Raw genomic sequence first — 16596 nt, 5'->3', positions numbered from 1 at the left:
CGCTGCGCTCGCAGAGGGCCACGTCCGCGGCTGACGGCGGCAACCGGCTTCTCTAAAGTCACCGCTCACGCCCACGAGTCGCTCGGTTCCCATGCCCGTCCGCCAGCTTCCCGAAACCATCGTCAACCGCATCGCCGCCGGCGAGGTGGTGGAGCGGCCGGCGAGCGTGGTGAAGGAGCTGGTCGAGAACGCGATCGATGCCGGCGCCAGCCGGATCGACATCTTTTCGGACGGCGGCGGGCGGCGGAAGATCGTGATAGCCGACGACGGCTCCGGCATGACGGCGGCGGACCTCGCGCTCGCGGTCGATCGCCACGCCACCTCCAAGCTCGATGACGAGGACCTGCTGCAGATCCGCACGCTCGGGTTTCGCGGCGAAGCGCTGCCGTCGATCGGCGCAGTGGCGCGGCTGTCGATCACCACGCGGCACGCAACCGAGCCGCACGCCTGGAGCCTGCGGGTCGAAGGCGGCGACAAGACCCCGATCGCGCCGGCCGCGCTGACCCAAGGCACCCGCGTTGAAGTCGCGGATCTGTTCTTTGCAACGCCGGCGCGGCTGAAGTTTCTCAAGACCGATCGCACCGAGGCCGAAGCGATCCGCGAAGTGGTGCGGCGGCTGGCGATGGCGCGGCCGGACGTGGCCTTCACGCTGGCCGGCGAAGAGCGCGCGCCGGTGACATGGGCGGCGGCGCTGCCGGGCGCGCCCGGGCAACTGATCCGGCTCGGCGACATTCTCGGCGCCGAGTTTCGCGCCAACGCCATTGAAGTCCGCACCGAGCGCGAGGGCGTGATCGTCGAAGGCTTCGCGGCGGCGCCGTCGCTGACCAAAGCCAATGCGCTCGGGCAGTATCTGTTCGTCAACGGCCGTCCGGTGCGCGACAAGCTGATCCTAGGGGCGGTACGCGCCGCCTATTCGGACTACTTGCCGCGCGACCGTCATCCGGTGGTGGCGCTGTTCGTCACGCTGGATGCGCGCGAGGTCGACGCCAACGTGCACCCGGCCAAGACCGAGGTGCGCTTCCGCAACTCCGGTCTGGTCCGCGCGCTGATCGTGCACGCGCTGAAGGATGGCCTCGCGCGCGAAGGCCGCCGCACCGCGGCCAACAGCGCCAGCAGCGTGATCTCGACGTTTCGTCCCGCCTCGATGCCGCCGGCGAATTGGGACTGGCGTTCGTCGCCGTCCTATCCGGTCGGCGGCAGCGTGGCGCCGTCGTTCGCGGAGCGCGCGCAGGCGGCGTTCGATGTCGGCGCGCCGAGCGCCGACATTCGTCCGACCGAGGTGACGCCGGATCTGCTAGACCGGCCGCTCGGTGCTGCGCGCACGCAGATCCACGAGACCTACATCGTGTCGCAGACCCGCGACGGTCTCATCGTGATCGATCAGCACGCCGCGCACGAGCGGATCGTCTATGAACGGCTCAAAGCTTCGCTCGACGCCAACGGCGTGCAGCGCCAGATCCTGCTGATCCCCGATATCGTCGAGATGGACGAGGCGACGGTCGAGCGTCTGGTCGCGCGGGCCGAAGAGTTGGCGAAGTTCGGCCTAGTCATCGAGAGCTTCGGTCCCGGCGCGGTGGCGGTGCGCGAAACGCCGTCGCTGCTCGGCAAGACCGATGCCTCAGGCCTGCTGCGCGATCTCGCCGAGCACATGGCCGAATGGGACGAAGCGTTGCCGCTGGAGCGCAGGCTGATGCACGTCGCCGCCACCATGGCCTGCCACGGCTCGGTGCGCGCCGGGCGCGTGCTCAAGCCGGAAGAGATGAACGCGTTGCTACGCGAGATGGAAGCGACGCCGAATTCCGGCCAATGCAACCACGGCCGCCCGACCTATGTCGAACTGACGCTGGCCGATATCGAGAAGCTGTTCGGGCGGAGGTAGTTGGGCGTCTGTGCGTAGGCGCATTGCATGCGCCCCGAGCACAATGCGCTCCCTCTCCCGCTTGCGGGAGAGGGCTGGGGTGAGGGTGCCCCCAGGCAGTGAGCCAGCGATCCGCGGAGAGGAGTGCCCTCACCCGGATCGCTGCGCAATCCGACCTCTGCCGCAAGCGGAAGAGGTTACGCGCGGTCGGGTCTGAAGGTTGTTACCAAAGAGAGATTCCGGGTTCGCTGACTTCGTCAGCGCCCCGGAATGACTCGTCGAGGGGTGGCTCAGATCACCTTACGGATCCAGCCGTGCTTGTCCGGCGTGCGACCGTATTGGATGTCGACGAGCTGCTTGCGCAGGCCCATCGCCACCTCGCCGGCCTGGCCGCCGTTGATGGTGAAGTCGCCGTGGTTCGAGCACACCTTGCCGATCGGCGAGATCACCGCGGCGGTGCCGCAGGCGAACGCTTCCTTGAGCTTGCCGGAGGCCGCGTCGGCGCGCCACTGATCGATCGTGTACGGCTCCTCGCGGACCACGCGGCCGGCGTCGCGCGCCAGCGTGATGATCGAGTCGCGGGTGATGCCGGGCAGGATGGTGCCGAGCGGCGGGGTCGACAGCGAACCGTCGTCGAACACGAAGAACACGTTCATGCCGCCGAGCTCTTCGACGTAGCGGCGCTCGAGCGCATCGAGGAACACCACCTGGTCGCAGCCGCGCTCGATCGCCTCGGCCTGGGCGCGCAAGCTGGCGGCGTAGTTGCCACCGCACTTGACGCCGCCGGTGCCGCCGACCGCCGCGCGGGTGTAGGTCTCCGACACCCAGATCGACACCGGGGCGGGGCCGCCCTTGAAGTACGAGCCGACCGGCGAGGCGATCACCGAGAAGATGTACTCGGCCGACGGCTTGACGCCGAGGAACACTTCGCTGGCGATCATGAACGGCCGCAGATACAGGCTGCCTTCGCCGCCCGGGATCCAGTTGCGGTCGATCTTCACCAGCTGCTCGATCGCCTCGATGAACACCTGCTCGGGCAGCTGCGCCATCGCCATGCGGTCGGCGCTGTCGCGGAAGCGGCGCGCATTGGCGTCGGGGCGGAACAGGTTCACGCCGCCGTCGTCGCGCTTATAGGCCTTGAGGCCTTCGAAGATTTCCTGCGCGTAGTGCAGCACGGCGTGGGCCGGATCGAGCGGGAAGTTCGAGCGCGCCTCGATGCGGGCGCCGTGCCAGCCGTGCGCCTGGTCAAAGCGGACGATCGCCATGTGGTCGGTGAACACCCGGCCGAAGCCGAGGTTTTCCAGCTTCGCGTCGCGTTCCTTGTCGGGGGTCGGGTTCGCCGAGGGCTGGATGTCGAAGTTCAGCCAGAGCGAGCCGTCGATCTTATCGAACGAAACTCCCATCGATCTTCTCCTGGACCGGCGCGCCTGCGGGTGGCCGTGGTTGTCGCGGATCCGGCTGCGAAAGCCGGCCGCAAAAGTGGTTATCGGTCCCGGCGCATCGCCGGGAGATGTTTTGGCGGAATTGCCGAACTCCGCTAATGTTTCGGCCGAGCCGTCCGACCATCGCATGCAGGCCGCCGAGCAGCTTCCTTTATCGGACTGCACGGGCAGGGGTCGCAAGCGGAATAGTCGATTATTTCGTCTTGGTCGGCGGTTTTGTAACATAAAGACCTGATATGTCAACATGGCTGACATAAATTTCAACGAGATGATCCGGCCGTCCGGCGAGCGCTCCCCGGCTGCCCCTGATCCGCATCCGCCGCGGTGGGACATCATCGAGCTGCTGTTCTTCGCCTATCGGGACTTCGTCGGTGATGCCGACCATGTGCTCGAAGCGTTCGGATTCGGCCGCGCCCACCACCGGGTGGTGCATTTCGTCTGCCGCTATCCGGGCCTGACGGTGGCCGATCTGCTCGACGTGCTGCGGATCACCAAACAGTCGCTCAGCCGGGTGCTGAAGCAGCTCTTGGACGAGGGCTATATCGTGCAGAAGGCCGGCGACAGCGACCGCCGCCAGCGCCTTCTTTTCGCCACCCCGAAGGGCGAGGCGCTGGTGGAGAAACTGGCCCGGCTGCAGACCGAGCGGATCGATCGCGCGCTGCGCGACCTCGCTCCCGGCGGCGCCGAGGCGGTCGCCAAATTCCTGCGCGCCATGATCGATCGGGACGATCCGGACAAGGTGCTCCAGACCATCCTGCACGGCGGCGCCACCGCAAAGGACGTGACGTGATCCAGCTCGCAGCACTGGCGAAGAAGCCGATCCGCCCCGCCGACGATGCGCCGCATCTGCTGCTGGTCGACGACGATCGCCGCATCCGCGATCTGCTGTCGCGGTTTCTCGCCTCCGAGGGCTATCGCGTGACCACCGCGCAGAGCGTGCGCGACGCCCGCGCCAAGCTCGCCGGGCTCGACTTCGATCTGTTGATCCTCGACGTGATGATGCCTGGCGAGACCGGCTTCGATCTCGCCCGCTCGATCCGCGAAACCTCGGACGTGCCGATCGTGATGCTCACCGCCCGGCACGAGGCGGAGAGCCGGATCGAGGGGCTGCAGATCGGCGCCGACGACTACGTCGCCAAGCCGTTCGAACCGCGCGAATTGCTGCTGCGGATCGGCAATATCCTCAAGCGCACCGCGCCGGCGCCGGCCGCCAAGGCCGAGACGGTGGCGTTCGGGCCTTACGTGTTTCACATCGAGCGCGGCGAACTGCGCCAGGGTGATGAGATCGTCCATTTGACCGACCGCGAGCGCGACATGCTGCGGATGCTGGCGGCGGCGCCCGGCGAGACTGTGCCGCGCGGCGATCTCAGCGGCGCCGGCAATGCCAATGAGCGCGCGGTCGACGTTCAGATCAACCGCCTGCGCCGCAAGATCGAGCGCGACCCCGCCAACCCGCTGTTCCTGCAAGCCGTCCGCGGCATCGGCTATCGCCTGGTGGCGGCGCCGTAGGGGCCTGATTAGTTTGGTGATGAGCAGAGCTTTGCCCCAGGCACCGTGCAACCTCTCCCCGCAAGGGCGGGGTGAGGGAGCTCGCCATGCTGGGGGCGGGTGCGTTGCTTTCAGCATCGGCGCTGAAAGGGACAGCGCTCGCGCATTTGGGCAGTCTTCGTCATGAGCACGCTCGACACCGGGCTGACGCTGATCCGCTCTGCCTATGGGCGGGTGTCGGCGGCCAATGGTTATTTGGGGCAGCGCTTCAACGATTTCATGCCGAAGGGGCTGTATGCCCGCGCGCTGCTGATCATCATCGTGCCGATGGTGCTGCTGCAGTCGGTGATCGCCTTCGTGTTCATGGAGCGGCACTGGAACACGGTGACGCAGCGGCTGTCGGCGGCGGTGGTGCAGGACATCGCGACGCTGATCGACGTCTACAAGAGCTATCCGCAGGACAAGGACAAGGCGGTGCTGCGGCGGATCGCGCAGACCCGACTCGGCCTGGTGGTCGATTTTCTCGGCCCCGGCGAAATGCCGCCGCCCGGTCCGAAGCCGTTCTTCTCGCTGCTCGATCAATCGATCAGCAAGCAGATCAGCCGGCAGATCGCGCGGCCGTTCTGGATCGACACCGTCGGCCGCTCCAGTCTGGTCGAGATTCGTATTCAGCTCGATGATGCGGTGATGCGGGTGTTCGCGCTGCGCAGCGCGGCCTACGCGTCGAACTCCGAGATATTCCTGCTGTGGATGGTCGGCACGTCGACGGTGCTGCTGATCGTCGCGGTGCTGTTCCTGCGCAATCAGATCCGGCCGGTGCTGCGGCTTGCGGACGCCGCCGAGAGTTTCGGCAAGGGCCGCGACGTGCCGAACTTCCGGCCGCGCGGCGCCCGCGAGGTGCGGCGCGCCGCCTATGCGTTCATCGAGATGAAGGCCCGTGTCGAGCGCTCGATCGAACAGCGCACCGCGATGCTCGCCGGCGTCAGCCACGACCTGCGCACGATCCTGACTCGTTTCAAGCTCGAGCTCGAACTGATCGGCGATGCGCCCGAGACCGAGGGGATGCGCAAGGACGTCGATGAGATGTCGGCGATGCTGGAAGCGTATCTGGCGTTTGCGCGCGGCGACAGCGGCGAGCAGGCGCAGCCCACCGATATGGCGGCGGCCTTGGAGGAATTGCGTTCCGACGCCGAACGCCATGGCCACGTCGTCAGTGTCGCCTTCACCGGCCAGCCGGTGGTGACGGTGAAGCCGGCGTCATTCAAGCGCTGCCTCGCCAATCTGGTGTCGAACGCCGCCCGCCACGCTCATACCATCGCGATCACCGGCGCACGCGATCATCGCTATCTCACTGTGACGATCGACGACGACGGCCCCGGCATCCCGATGGCGATGCGCGAAGAGGTGTTCAAGCCGTTCCTGCGGCTCGACGACGCCCGCAACCAGGACGAAGGCGGCACCGGGCTGGGCCTCGCCATCGCCCGCGACATCGCCCGCTCGCATGGCGGCGAAATCACCCTCGGCGACAGCCCGATGGGCGGCCTGCGCGCGATCGTGCGGGTGCCGGTGTAGGCCGAAGCGCTAACCCCACTCTCCGCCGTCATCACCCGCGTATGCGGGTGATCCAGTATTGCAGGGCGGCTGTTGTAACTAACCGGCGCTCTGGATTACTAGGTCGCCCGGTCAAGCCGGGCGATGACGTGGGTGTGTGGGGCGACGCCGCCAACCGAGATAGTCATCGCCGGGCTCGACCCGGCGATCCATCCTCTTCGTGAAATGTGCAGAGCATTATCTCGGCGCGCTTGCGCGCGCGATGGATGCGCGGGTCGAGCCCGCGCATGACGTCGGTATTCTGCCTACTTCGCCAGTTCCTTCGACCGCTTGGTCGCTGCGGCGACCGCGCGGGTGAGCAGCGGGCGGAAGCCGTCGTCCGCCATCAGCACCTCGAGCGCCGCGGCGGTGGTGCCGCCGGGGGAGGTGACGTTCTTGCGCAGGGTGGCGGCATCGAGGTCGGAGCGGTGCAGCAGCTCGCCGGAGCCGGCGACGGTGGCGCGGGCAAGCGTCATCGCGAGGGCTTCGGGCAGGCCGGCTTCGACGCCGGCGCGCGCGAGTTCTTCGGCGAGCAGGAACACGTAGGCCGGGCCCGAGCCGGACACCGCCGTGACGGCATCGATCAGGGCTTCGTCGTCGACCCATTCGACGCCGCCGGTAGCGCGCAGCAGCGCATCGGCAATGCCGCGCTGCGCGGGGGTGACGTTTCCGGCCGCCACCGCGACGGTGATGCCGCGGCCGATCGCGGCCGGCGTATTCGGCATCGCGCGGACGACGTGGCCGCCGAGCTGTTCGGACAGCGCCGCGATCGGCTTGCCGGCCATGATCGACACCACCAGGGTCGAGGGCCCGACGTAGCCGCGCAGCGCCGCGGCGGCTTCGGCGAACATCTGCGGCTTCACCGCAACCACCAGCGTCGAGACCGCGCCGACATCGCTGGCAGAAGCATTGAGGCGGATGCCACGGGCGCTCAGCGCGGCGATGTCGTCGGTCGGATGCGGCTCGATCACCACGACGTCGCCGCCGTCCAGCCCCTGCGCCAGCCAACCGGTGAGCAGCGCACCGCCCATCTTGCCGGCGCCGGCGAGAACCACCGTGCCGCCGAGCTGTTGCAGGGGAGATTGAGCAGAGCTGGTCATCGCAAACATCCATCCGCGCCGCGACGGCGGCGTGTTCTAGCCGGGTTTTATTGGATGCTCGAAGGGGTCACAAGCGCTGTGCCCCGCGCGCAGCGATCAGAAGGTCTTCATGAAGAACAGGCGCTGCGATCCGCGCGGGTGATCGGCGATGCGGCCGAACTCCTGATAGCCCTGCTTGCGGTAGAAGTCCGGCGCCTGAAACTGATAGGTATCGAGCCACACCCCGGCGCAGCCGCGGTCCTTGGCGATCTGCTCGGCGCGGCTCAGCAGCTCGGTACCGAGCCCGCTGCGACGCGCCGTCTCCGGAACGGCAAGGAATTCGACGAACAGCCAGTCGTAGATGATCCGGCCCCACAGGCCGCCGGTGGTCTCGCCGGTGGCAGGGTCTTCGACCACGAGGCAGACTTGCTGAAAGCCCGACGGCCCGCCCGCCTTCTCATTGTGGGTGATCAGCGCGCGCAGGATCGCGGCGCGGTCGAGCTCGGAGGCGCCGTCGCGAACGACGATGCGCGGCGCTTGGCTCACGCCTCGCCCTGAGTGTCGAACATCGCCGCGCTCATCGCTTCGGCGGCGGTCTTGCCGGCCCACACAGTGAACTGGATCGCCGGGTAGTAACGCTCGCAGGCGTGGATCGCGCTGATCAGCATGGTCTCGCACTGCGCTTCGGTGGCGGCCAGTCCGCCCGGCAGAACCAGCGCCTGACGGTACATCACGGTGCCGGTGTGATTCCACACGTCGAAATGTCCGACCCAGAGCTGTTCGTTGATCGCCGCGATCAGCCGCAGCGTTTCGTTACGCCGTGCCGCCGGCACTTTCATGTCGAACGCGCAGGCCAGATGCAGCGCTTCGATCTCGTTCATCCAAGTGAACGACAGCGTGTAGTCGGTCCACTGGCCCTTGGCGACGATGGTGATTTCATCCTCGCCGGAACGCTCGAAGGCGAGGTCGTTCGATGCCGCGATGTCTTCGACGACCGCGAGCGGATTATTTCGTGAATCGATGATGCCTTCGAGCAAGGGCATGCCGTCTCGACCTTACGTTGGAATATGCTGATACGCATGAGGCAGGCCGGTACGCGCCTGTACCTGTGCTCGCGTCGGAAGGATTAGTCCGGACGAACCGAGGTTGCAGGGATGAAATGATGTGATTTGCGGAATCGGCGCAATCCCGGGCTTCGCCAATTCCACAACCAAAGAGTAACCCTCCACAGCGGAGCGAGCGGCGCGAGAACAAAACGGAATCGGATTCGCGTTAGCCGAGTCCGGGGCGCGGAATTCGCTCCACACGAGTCTTTCGCCGCATGGTCAACCTTTGATTCAGGGGCGGCCGCTGGTAGCCTGAGCTGCCCTTCAGATGACAGCCCAGTGAGCCCGCCGATGACCGAAACCGTGACCGATCCTGCCGAGACTGCGCCGCCGCCGGCCGAGCGGTCGTATCCGCGCTTCGCCAAGCCGCAGCGCGTCGCCTTCGTGCAGTCGTCGTGGCATCGCGACGTTGTCGCCGGCTGCTGGGAGTCGTTCGTGCGGGAGATCGTCGAGCGCGGCATCGTCGCCTCGCAGGTCGACCTGTTCGAAGTGCCGGGCTCGTTCGAGATTCCGCTGCACGTGCAGATGCTGGCGAAGACCCGGCGCTACACCGCGATCGTCGCAGCCGGCCTCGTGGTCGATGACGGTCTCACCGGCTTTGTTGCCCAGACGGTGATCCAGGCGCTGATGGACGTGCAGCTCAAGACCGAGGTGCCGGTGTTCTCCGCGGTGGCGACGCCGCACAGCTTCGAGCGCGGCGAGTCGAACACCGAGCACTTCCAGCGGCACTTCGCCGCCAAGGGCGCCGAAGTCGCCCACGCCTGCGCCGACACCCTGCTCAGCCTGGAACGCCTGCGCGGCCAGGTCGCGGCGGGGATCGTGTAGTTGCGGGATCGTGTGGTCGAACGACTCTGTCATTCCGGGGCGCGAGCACAGCTCGCGAACCCGGAATCCAGAGATTGTTGAAATATCGCTGGTGCCTCGAACGTCGAGATTCCGGGTTCGCTCACTTCGTGAGCGCCCGGAATGACACACAGAGAGGCTGCGCGATTGCGTCGCGCCCCGGAATGACAAAAGAGATTGCGTCGAATGACGACGGAGATCAGGGAAACTTAGTCGAACAGGCTCGACACCGACTCTTCCGCCGCGGTACGGCCGATCGCTTCGGCGATCAGGGACGCGATGGTGATGGTGCGGATGTTCGGCGCCTTGCAGACGCCTTCGGTGGCCTGGATCGAGTCGGTGATCACCAGCTCTTTGAGCTTGGAGTTGCTGATGCGGGCGCAGGCGCCGCCGGACAGCACGCCGTGGGTGATGTAGGCGGAGACCGCGGTCGCACCGTTCGCGAGCAGCGCTTCGGCGGCGTTCACCAGCGTGCCGCCGGAGTCGACGATGTCGTCGAGCAGGATGCAGGTGTAGCCGGCGACGTCGCCGATCACGTTCATCACTTCGGACTCGCCGGCGCGCTCGCGGCGCTTGTCGATGATCGCCAGCGGGGTGTTGAGGCGCTTGGCGAGGCCGCGGGCGCGGACCACGCCGCCGACGTCGGGCGACACCACCATCACCTTCGACAGGTCGAAGCGCTCCTTGATGTCGCGCACCATCACCGGCGAGGCGTAGAGGTTGTCGGTCGGGATGTCGAAGAAGCCCTGGATCTGGCCGGCGTGCAGGTCCAGCGTCATCACCCGGTCGACACCGGCATGGGTGATCAGGTTGGCGACCAGCTTGGCCGAGATCGGCGAGCGCGAGCCGACCTTACGGTCCTGGCGGGCGTAGCCGAAATACGGGATCACCGCGGTGATACGGCGCGCCGAGGCACGGCGCAGCGCGTCGGTGATGATCAGAAGTTCCATCAGGTGGTCGTTGGCCGGAAACGACGTCGACTGGATGATGAAGACGTCCGAGCCGCGGACGTTCTCCTGGATCTCGACGAAGACTTCGTTATCGGCGAAGCGGCGGACGCTCGCTTTGGTGAGCGGCATCTTCAGCCATTCGGCGATGTCGCGCGCCAGAGCAGGGTTAGAATTGCCGGCGACCAGTTTGACCGATCCGTTCTTGCCCGACATCGACGCGTCCCCCCTCGGCGCGGTGGATACTACGTTCAGCATATCGGTTGACTCGCGAAATCGGACTGTTTTGCGAGCGAGGTGATACCAGCCGGTCGCCAGCGATGGCAACCCGTTGTGACGGTTTTCCGGTGCGGATTCGACCTATGTAGCGTGCAATTGCAGCAATCAGCGCGCAGCGAAACTCAGGGCTGCAGAGGGCGCATCGCTGCTCGCGGCCGGTGCCGGCTCGGCGCTTGCGATCGCGGGGCCGCGCTCGGCCGGGGCTGCGGTGGGTGCAGTGTCGGCAGGTAACCCGCCGTTCACCAAGCCGCTCATCCCGGTGAAGCCGGCCTGCGCGATCCGGCGCAGCACGACATCATCGGCCTGCTGCCAGGCATCGCGACCGTTGCCGGCCGGTTCCTCGCCCGACAGCCGCAGCGTGCGCTGCTGGTTGCGATCGTACACATCCCACACCCAGGCGATATTGGTGCGATTGCCGCGGACCTGCGCCGACAGATAGCTGCGGACGCGATACGCCGCGCCACCTTCGCGCGACACCACCGGGATTTGGCGCAGCTTGGATTCGCTGTCGAGCACCGCGACCATGCGGTCGAACACCTGCGGCGGCGGGCCGTCGATGGATTCGAACGCGACGCCGCTGCCGCCAGCCGAGGCCATCGGGCCGGTGCCGCCTTGGGTGACGCAGCCGGCGAGGCCGGTCAGCAAAGTGAGCAGGAGGGCGGTGCGCGTGGTGCGCGTGGCAATCTGGCGGGGCAGGCGAGCCAACATGCAGGGTCCCGTCGAAAGCGCGGCGCAGCGGCCGCCGAACGACGGAAGCGATATCGTTAAAATGCATTAAGGTCTAGGGCGGGGCGAGTACCAGGTTAATCCTTTGCAGGTTGCCAAATTCAATTTCTCTAAAATTTTCAGAATATTAGCCGGATCGGCGTCGCCTCGGGCGTAAACGAACGTGGTTAATTCCCGTTCATCTTTGGCAAGCTTCGGCGAGGTTTGGCGGGTCTCAGGCGTCCGGGTCGAGCACGATGGCGTGGATGTGGCGGCCGTAGTCCGGCTCGCTCCGATGGGTGGTGCGGCGATAGGAGAAGAACCGCTCGTCCGGATAAGTGTCGATGTCGAGGTCGTCGATCATGCCGACGCCGGCGGCCTCGAGCCTCATCCGGATGAAGCCGCCGAGATCGAACATCGCGTGGCCGGGCCGCTCCGCTTCAGTGAAGAAGGTCGCATAGGCCGGGTTAGCCGCGGTGAAGCGGGCGACGAACTCGTCGCCGACTTCATAAGAAGGCTGCCGGATCAGTGGACCGATCGCCGCGACCACGCGGCTGCGCTGGGCGCCGAGCCGCTCCATCTCGTCCAGCGTGGATTCCAGCACGCCGGTCAGTGCGCCCTTCCAGCCGGCATGGGCGGCGCCGATCACCTGCGCCGCTGGGTCGGCGAACAGGATCGGGCCGCAATCGGCCGTGGTGACGCCGATCGCCAGGCCCGGTGTGCGGGTGACGATGGCGTCCGCCTTCGGCCGGCTCGCCTGGTCCCACGGCGCTTCGGCGACGGCGACGTCCGGCGAGTGCACCTGATAGACGGTGAGGAAACGCTCCGGCGCAACGCCGAGGGCTTCCGCCATCCGCCGCCGGTTCTCGGCGACCTTGGCCGGATCGTCGTTGGAGCCGATGCCGCCGTTCAGGCCGGCATAGATGCCGTCCGACACACCGCCCTCGCGGGTGAAGAACGCATGGCGCAGGCCCGGTGCAGCGCCGAGCAGCGGCGAGGTGATGATCATCCGTGGGTCCCTTGCCGGCGCTCGGCTTCGCGGTCGGTGTCGTCGCTGAGCGCGACCAGCGTCTCGATCTTGGGATCGGACACCCCGATCACCTTGAACATCGAGCCCATCGCGCCGCGGCCTTCGCCGGTCAGGCGCTGCAGCGCGCCGGCGATATCTTCGGACACCTGCGGCGTTGCCTTGGCCATCAGCGACAGCGCGCGCGTCTCGATGCCGAGCCGCTTCAGGAATGTGCCTTGCGTCACCGGGCCATGGGCGCGGGCGCCGACGCTCTCGGCGGCGCGGCCGAGCGCGTCGAAATCGACATGCGCGGTGAGGTCGGCGCGGCCGGGATGCTGCAGCGGATCGGCGTAGCTGTGGCTGGCGATCGCCTGGAAGGTGTCGCCGACGTCGCTGCGCAGATGCCCGTAATCGATGATCAGCGCCGCACCGCCTTGGTCGCGCACCCGGCTGGCAATCTTCAGGATCTCGGTGTCGGGCCGCCATTCGAACACGGCGCCGGGGGGCGCCAGCCGCACCAGCGGCGGCAGCAATGCCTCGAAGCCACGGATCGGATCGGCGGCGACGCCGAACACCAACTCGCCGGCTGCGCCGATCTCGATCACCCGCTCGTGCCAGCCGGTTTCGCGCTTGATCGCCTGATGGATCGGCAGCACGTCGAAATATTCGTTGGCGAGGATGACCGCAGGACCTTCCGGCACGTCATCGAAGCTGTCGTGCCAGTGAATGTTGCGGATGCCGGCCAGCATGGTCTGCTGCTTCTGGCGCAGAACCGGGTTGATCTCGACCAGATGGATGCTGAGCGACTGGTACAGGACCGGCAGCACCCGCAGTGCGCGCAGCGCGTCCGCCATCATCGTGCCGCGGCCCGGGCCGATCTCGATCAGCCGCAGCGTCTCCGGCTCGTCGGCGGCCTTCCACACCGACGCCGACCACAGCCCCAGCAGTTCGCCGAACATCTGGCTGATCTCGGGCGAGGTGGTGAAGTCGCCTTCGCGCCCGAGCGGGTCGCGGGTGACGTAATAGCCGTGCTCGGGATGGCCGAGGCACAATTCCATATAGCGCCACACCGGCATCGTGCCGGCGGCCTTGATCAGCCGCTTGATCTCGGTGGCGAGGGCCGTCTGGTCGATCATGAGGCTGCCTCGCTGGAAGGTGTCGTGGCCGCAGCGGGCGTGACGCGCCCACGCCGCCACGTCGTGATCATCACCACGATGCCGACGATCACCATCGGCACCGACAGCAGCATGCCCATCGTCAGGCCGCCCCACAGGAAGCCGAGCTGCGGATCGGGCTCGCGGAAGAATTCGCCGGTGATGCGGGCGAGGCCATAGAAGGTGAGAAACGCACCGATGATCAGGCCCGGCCGCTTCAGGGCGCCGGCGCGGATCATCAGCGCCAGGATCACGAACAGCCCGATGCCTTCGAGCCCGGCTTCATAAAGCTGGCTCGGATGCCGCGGCAGCGGACCGGCATTGGGAAACACCATCGCCCATGGCACCGAGGCGTCGGCCGGGCGGCCCCACAATTCGCCGTTGATGAAGTTGGCGATGCGGCCGAGGAACAGCCCGATCGGGCCGACCGCGCACGTGATGTCGCCGAGCGACAGGATCGGCACCTTGCGCTTCCACCCGAACAGCACGACCGCCAGCACGCAGCCCATGAAGCCGCCGTGGAACGACATGCCGCCCTTCCACAGTTCGAAGATCTCAGCCGGATGCCGGATGAAGAAGTCGAGATTGTAGAACAGCACGTAGCCGGTGCGGCCGCCGAGAATGATGCCGATGGTGATCCACAGGATGAAGTCGTCGAACGCTTCCAGCGAGATCGGCGACGGGCCGCCCCACAGCCGCTGTCGCTGCAGCAGCATCCGGGCATACAGCCAGCCGATGACGATGCCGGCGATATAGGCCAGCGCGTACCAGCGGATCGCGAACGGACCGATCGCGACGGCCACCGGATCGAACACGGGAAAGGCGACGGCGAAGAATGGCATTGTTCGTTTGGCTTATCTCCAAAGCCCGCAACGGTACAGCGTCAATTGGCACCGCGTGTCGTCCAGACCGATGCTTAAATCGACCTTGCGACGGGGGTGCGAACGTCGCAAGGAATGGCAAATCGGATCGGGTCGGCGCAGGTCCCGCCTGGCGGCCTTGAAGTAGGCCCGATCCATCGCCATTGTCACCGCCAATGCCCGTTTGGCTTGCAACCGCGCAAGACGCGCGACGGAGATCTCGACCATGACCCAGACCAACAACCGGCTTTTCGACGAGATCGGCCGCCTGATGAACGACGCTGCCGGTGCCGCCCAGGGCGTCAAGCGCGAGATCGACGGGGTGGTGCGCAGCCAAGCCGAGAAGATCCTGCGCGACCTCGATCTGGTGAAGCGCGAGGAGTTCGAGGCGTTCAAGGAGATGGTTCGCCTCACCCGCGAAGAGAACGAAGCCCTGAAGGCCCGGATCGCCGCGCTGGAAGCCCGCCAGGGTGGTGGCTCCGAGCCTCCGACCGCGCTGGCGTGAGGACGGCGGACAGGCGCCAATTTTCCCTGCCTGAGTCCCTCATGGTGAGGAGGCCGCGAAGCGGCCGTCTCGAACCATGAAGGCCGATGAGGTCAAGCTTACACCCGGGCGCATCCTTCGAGACGCCCGCCGCCGCCTTGCGGGCGGCGCCGGGCTCCTCAGGATGAGGCCGTGCTCCGAAGGCGCGATTTCCTTGTCATTTGCGGCCTTTGCGGCTAGAAACCGGCCACGTCCGCGGCCCCCGCACCCCTGGAGGCTTGCCGCGACGTGTCAAATGGGCCGCTTTGCGGCCTTTAACTTTTTACAGATCAAGGACTTAAGCAGATGACGAGCGTCTTGGAACTGAAGGCGACCGCACGTCCGAAGAGCGGCAAGGGGGCCGCCCGGGCTGAGCGTCGCGCCGGCCGCGTGCCCGGAGTGATCTACGGTGACAACCAATCCCCGCTGCCGATCTCGGTCGAAGAGAAAGAACTCCGCCTGCGGATTCTCGCCGGCCGGTTCCTGACCACGGTGTTCGACGTCGTCCTCGACGGCAAGAAGCATCGCGTCATTCCGCGCGACTATCACCTCGATCCGGTGAAGGACTTCCCGATCCACGTCGACTTCCTGCGGCTCGGCGCCGGCGCGACCATCCGCGTCAGCGTGCCGCTGCACCTGAAGGGCCTCGAAGTGGCCCCGGGCGTGAAGCGCGGCGGTACCTTCAACATCGTCACCCACACCGTCGAACTCGAAGCCCCGGCCGAGAACATTCCGCAGTTCATCGAAGCCGACGTGTCGACCCTCGACATCGGCGTGTCGCTGCATCTGTCGGACATCGCGCTGCCGACCGGCGTCAAGTCGGTATCGCGTGACGACGTCACGCTGGTCACCATCGTGCCGCCGTCGGGCTACAACGACGACAAGGCTGCGGCGGGTGCCGCGCCTGCGGCCGCTGCTGCCCCGGCTGCTGCGGCGAAGGCTCCGGCTGCGGCCGCCAAGGCTCCGGCCGCGGCTGCTGCGCCGGCCAAGAAGAAGTAATCCGGCGCGGGGTTCCGCGTCATGCGGCTGTTCGTTGGGTTGGGCAATCCCGGGTCGAAGTACCAGGGCAACCGGCACAACATCGGCTTCATGGTCATCGACGAAATCGCGCGGCGTCATGGCTTCTCGCCATGGCGCCGTCGTTTTCAGGGCGAGACCGCAGACGGCGTGCTCGACGGCGAGCGCATTACACTGCTCAAGCCGCTCACCTACATGAACGAGTCCGGCCGCGCCGTGCAGGAAGCGGTGAGCTTCTACAAGATCGGCCAGAGCGAGGTCGCCGTGTTTCACGACGAGATCGAACTGCCGCCGGCGAAAGTTCGCGTGAAGGTCGGCGGCGGGATTGCCGGGCATAATGGCCTGCGCTCGATCTCGGCGCATATCGGCAACGATTATCTTCGCGTGCGGCTCGGCGTCGGCCATCCGGGCGCGAAGGAGCTGGTGCACAATCACGTGCTCGGCGATTTCGCCAAGACCGAGCGGCCCTGGGTCGAAGCGCTGTGCGAGATCGCCGCCGACAACGCCGGCCTGATCGCCAAGGGTAAGGACGCCTCCTTCGCCAACAAGGTGCATCTGGCGATGCAGGCGAAGGGTTTTTACGACAACGACAAGGGCGAGCCGAAGGGCAGCAACAAGTAACAGCGTCATCGCCGGGCTTGGCCCGGCGATCCATCTTCTCGCGAAGGAGATGGATACGCGGGTCAAGCCCGCGTA

17 protein-coding genes are annotated in these 16596 nt (G+C 66.7%); 8 read left to right on the top strand and 9 right to left on the bottom strand.

From position 1 onward, the window contains the following. Nucleotides 1-91: 91 nt before the first annotated feature. Nucleotides 92-1879 carry a DNA mismatch repair endonuclease MutL gene (mutL, locus tag RPPS3_RS21970; RefSeq protein WP_107345945.1) on the top strand — a complete coding sequence of 596 codons (1788 nt, stop codon included), beginning with the start codon at nt 92-94 and terminating at the stop codon, nt 1877-1879. A gap of 269 nt (nt 1880-2148) precedes the next feature. On the opposite strand, the gene RPPS3_RS21965 is transcribed toward mutL, so the two are convergent. Continuing rightward, a complete protein-coding gene (locus RPPS3_RS21965) occupies nt 2149-3261 on the bottom strand; it encodes a branched-chain amino acid aminotransferase (protein ID WP_107345944.1) in 1113 nt (370 codons plus the stop codon). A gap of 283 nt (nt 3262-3544) precedes the next feature. On the opposite strand from RPPS3_RS21965, the gene RPPS3_RS21960 reads away from it, so the two are divergent. The 3 genes from RPPS3_RS21960 to RPPS3_RS21950 all read left to right on the top strand — a co-directional run bounded on the left by RPPS3_RS21960 (nt 3545) and on the right by RPPS3_RS21950 (nt 6360). Then, a complete protein-coding gene (locus RPPS3_RS21960; protein ID WP_107345943.1) occupies nt 3545-4090 on the top strand; it encodes a MarR family winged helix-turn-helix transcriptional regulator in 546 nt (181 codons plus the stop codon). After that, nucleotides 4087-4809, top strand: a complete 723-nt coding sequence (locus tag RPPS3_RS21955) for a response regulator (RefSeq protein ID WP_107345942.1) — start codon at nt 4087-4089, stop codon at nt 4807-4809. The genes RPPS3_RS21960 and RPPS3_RS21955 overlap by 4 nt, the downstream gene beginning before the upstream one ends. 162 nt (nt 4810-4971) lie before the next feature. Next, a complete protein-coding gene (locus RPPS3_RS21950) occupies nt 4972-6360 on the top strand; it encodes an ATP-binding protein (protein ID WP_107345941.1) in 1389 nt (462 codons plus the stop codon). 284 nt (nt 6361-6644) lie between these two features. Here RPPS3_RS21950 and proC read toward each other — a convergent pair whose 3' ends face one another. From proC to RPPS3_RS21935, 3 genes are all read right to left on the bottom strand, one after another. Further along, entirely contained in the window at nt 6645-7478 is an 834-nt protein-coding gene (gene proC / locus RPPS3_RS21945) for a pyrroline-5-carboxylate reductase (RefSeq protein WP_434006764.1), read from the bottom strand. A gap of 96 nt (nt 7479-7574) precedes the next feature. Continuing rightward, nucleotides 7575-8003 carry a GNAT family N-acetyltransferase gene (locus RPPS3_RS21940; RefSeq protein WP_107345939.1) on the bottom strand — a complete coding sequence of 143 codons (429 nt, stop codon included), beginning with the start codon at nt 8001-8003 and terminating at the stop codon, nt 7575-7577. After that, nucleotides 8000-8500, bottom strand: coding sequence for a YbjN domain-containing protein (locus tag RPPS3_RS21935; RefSeq protein ID WP_107345938.1), 501 nt, complete (start codon nt 8498-8500; stop codon nt 8000-8002). Before RPPS3_RS21935 ends, RPPS3_RS21940 begins: the two co-directional genes overlap by 4 nt. A gap of 354 nt (nt 8501-8854) precedes the next feature. Here RPPS3_RS21935 and RPPS3_RS21930 point away from each other — a divergent pair, with 354 nt between their 5' ends. After that, nucleotides 8855-9388 (top strand): 6,7-dimethyl-8-ribityllumazine synthase, encoded by a 534-nt coding sequence (locus tag RPPS3_RS21930; protein WP_107345937.1) that lies wholly within the window; start codon nt 8855-8857, stop codon nt 9386-9388. Nucleotides 9389-9615: 227 nt separating this feature from the next. Here the strand turns inward: RPPS3_RS21930 and RPPS3_RS21925 are convergent, their stop codons facing one another. From RPPS3_RS21925 to lgt, 5 genes are all read right to left on the bottom strand, one after another. Next, complete coding sequence (locus RPPS3_RS21925; protein ID WP_107345936.1) at nt 9616-10569, bottom strand: ribose-phosphate pyrophosphokinase; 954 nt, start codon at nt 10567-10569, stop codon at nt 9616-9618. A 168-nt stretch (nt 10570-10737) separates the two neighbouring features. Further along, entirely contained in the window at nt 10738-11340 is a 603-nt protein-coding gene (locus tag RPPS3_RS21920) for a hypothetical protein (RefSeq protein WP_107345935.1), read from the bottom strand. Nucleotides 11341-11572: 232 nt separating this feature from the next. Beyond that, nucleotides 11573-12346 carry a peptidoglycan editing factor PgeF gene (gene pgeF / locus RPPS3_RS21915; RefSeq protein ID WP_107345934.1) on the bottom strand — a complete coding sequence of 258 codons (774 nt, stop codon included), beginning with the start codon at nt 12344-12346 and terminating at the stop codon, nt 11573-11575. Further along, nucleotides 12343-13482, bottom strand: a complete 1140-nt coding sequence (locus RPPS3_RS21910; protein ID WP_107346731.1) for a class I SAM-dependent methyltransferase — start codon at nt 13480-13482, stop codon at nt 12343-12345. The genes pgeF and RPPS3_RS21910 overlap by 4 nt, the downstream gene beginning before the upstream one ends. After that, nucleotides 13479-14342, bottom strand: coding sequence for a prolipoprotein diacylglyceryl transferase (gene lgt, locus RPPS3_RS21905; RefSeq protein ID WP_107345933.1), 864 nt, complete (start codon nt 14340-14342; stop codon nt 13479-13481). Before lgt ends, RPPS3_RS21910 begins: the two co-directional genes overlap by 4 nt. A gap of 244 nt (nt 14343-14586) precedes the next feature. On the opposite strand from lgt, the gene RPPS3_RS21895 reads away from it, so the two are divergent. The 3 genes from RPPS3_RS21895 (at nt 14587) to pth (ending at nt 16521) form a co-directional block, all read left to right on the top strand. After that, the gene (locus RPPS3_RS21895; protein WP_011159891.1) at nt 14587-14865 is read left to right on the top strand and encodes an accessory factor UbiK family protein; all 279 of its coding nucleotides are present in this window, start codon (nt 14587-14589) and stop codon (nt 14863-14865) included. Nucleotides 14866-15189: 324 nt separating this feature from the next. Further along, nucleotides 15190-15882: a 50S ribosomal protein L25/general stress protein Ctc gene (locus RPPS3_RS21890; RefSeq protein ID WP_107345931.1), complete on the top strand. Its 693-nt coding sequence runs from the start codon at nt 15190-15192 to the stop codon at nt 15880-15882. 21 nt (nt 15883-15903) lie between these two features. Further along, entirely contained in the window at nt 15904-16521 is a 618-nt protein-coding gene (pth, locus tag RPPS3_RS21885) for an aminoacyl-tRNA hydrolase (RefSeq protein WP_107345930.1), read from the top strand. Nucleotides 16522-16596: the final 75 nt, after the last annotated feature.

The sequence above is a fragment of the Rhodopseudomonas palustris genome (assembly GCF_003031265.1).
In the GTDB taxonomy this organism is placed as follows: domain Bacteria; phylum Pseudomonadota; class Alphaproteobacteria; order Rhizobiales; family Xanthobacteraceae; genus Rhodopseudomonas; species Rhodopseudomonas palustris_H.
This window is presented reverse-complemented; position numbering and strand designations above follow the sequence as displayed.

Coding starts and splice junctions, on each gene's coding strand:
- mutL (WP_107345945.1), top strand. CDS start 92: ATGCCCGTCCGCCAGCTTCCCGAAACCATCGTCAACCGCATCGCCGCC.
- RPPS3_RS21965 (WP_107345944.1), bottom strand. CDS start 3,261: ATGGGAGTTTCGTTCGATAAGATCGACGGCTCGCTCTGGCTGAACTTC.
- RPPS3_RS21960 (WP_107345943.1), top strand. CDS start 3,545: ATGGCTGACATAAATTTCAACGAGATGATCCGGCCGTCCGGCGAGCGC.
- RPPS3_RS21950 (WP_107345941.1), top strand. CDS start 4,972: ATGAGCACGCTCGACACCGGGCTGACGCTGATCCGCTCTGCCTATGGG.
- proC (WP_434006764.1), bottom strand. CDS start 7,478: ATGACCAGCTCTGCTCAATCTCCCCTGCAACAGCTCGGCGGCACGGTG.
- RPPS3_RS21935 (WP_107345938.1), bottom strand. CDS start 8,500: ATGCCCTTGCTCGAAGGCATCATCGATTCACGAAATAATCCGCTCGCG.
- RPPS3_RS21930 (WP_107345937.1), top strand. CDS start 8,855: ATGACCGAAACCGTGACCGATCCTGCCGAGACTGCGCCGCCGCCGGCC.
- RPPS3_RS21925 (WP_107345936.1), bottom strand. CDS start 10,569: ATGTCGGGCAAGAACGGATCGGTCAAACTGGTCGCCGGCAATTCTAAC.
- RPPS3_RS21920 (WP_107345935.1), bottom strand. CDS start 11,340: ATGTTGGCTCGCCTGCCCCGCCAGATTGCCACGCGCACCACGCGCACC.
- pgeF (WP_107345934.1), bottom strand. CDS start 12,346: ATGATCATCACCTCGCCGCTGCTCGGCGCTGCACCGGGCCTGCGCCAT.
- RPPS3_RS21910 (WP_107346731.1), bottom strand. CDS start 13,482: ATGATCGACCAGACGGCCCTCGCCACCGAGATCAAGCGGCTGATCAAG.
- lgt (WP_107345933.1), bottom strand. CDS start 14,342: ATGCCATTCTTCGCCGTCGCCTTTCCCGTGTTCGATCCGGTGGCCGTC.
- RPPS3_RS21895 (WP_011159891.1), top strand. CDS start 14,587: ATGACCCAGACCAACAACCGGCTTTTCGACGAGATCGGCCGCCTGATG.
- RPPS3_RS21890 (WP_107345931.1), top strand. CDS start 15,190: ATGACGAGCGTCTTGGAACTGAAGGCGACCGCACGTCCGAAGAGCGGC.
- pth (WP_107345930.1), top strand. CDS start 15,904: ATGCGGCTGTTCGTTGGGTTGGGCAATCCCGGGTCGAAGTACCAGGGC.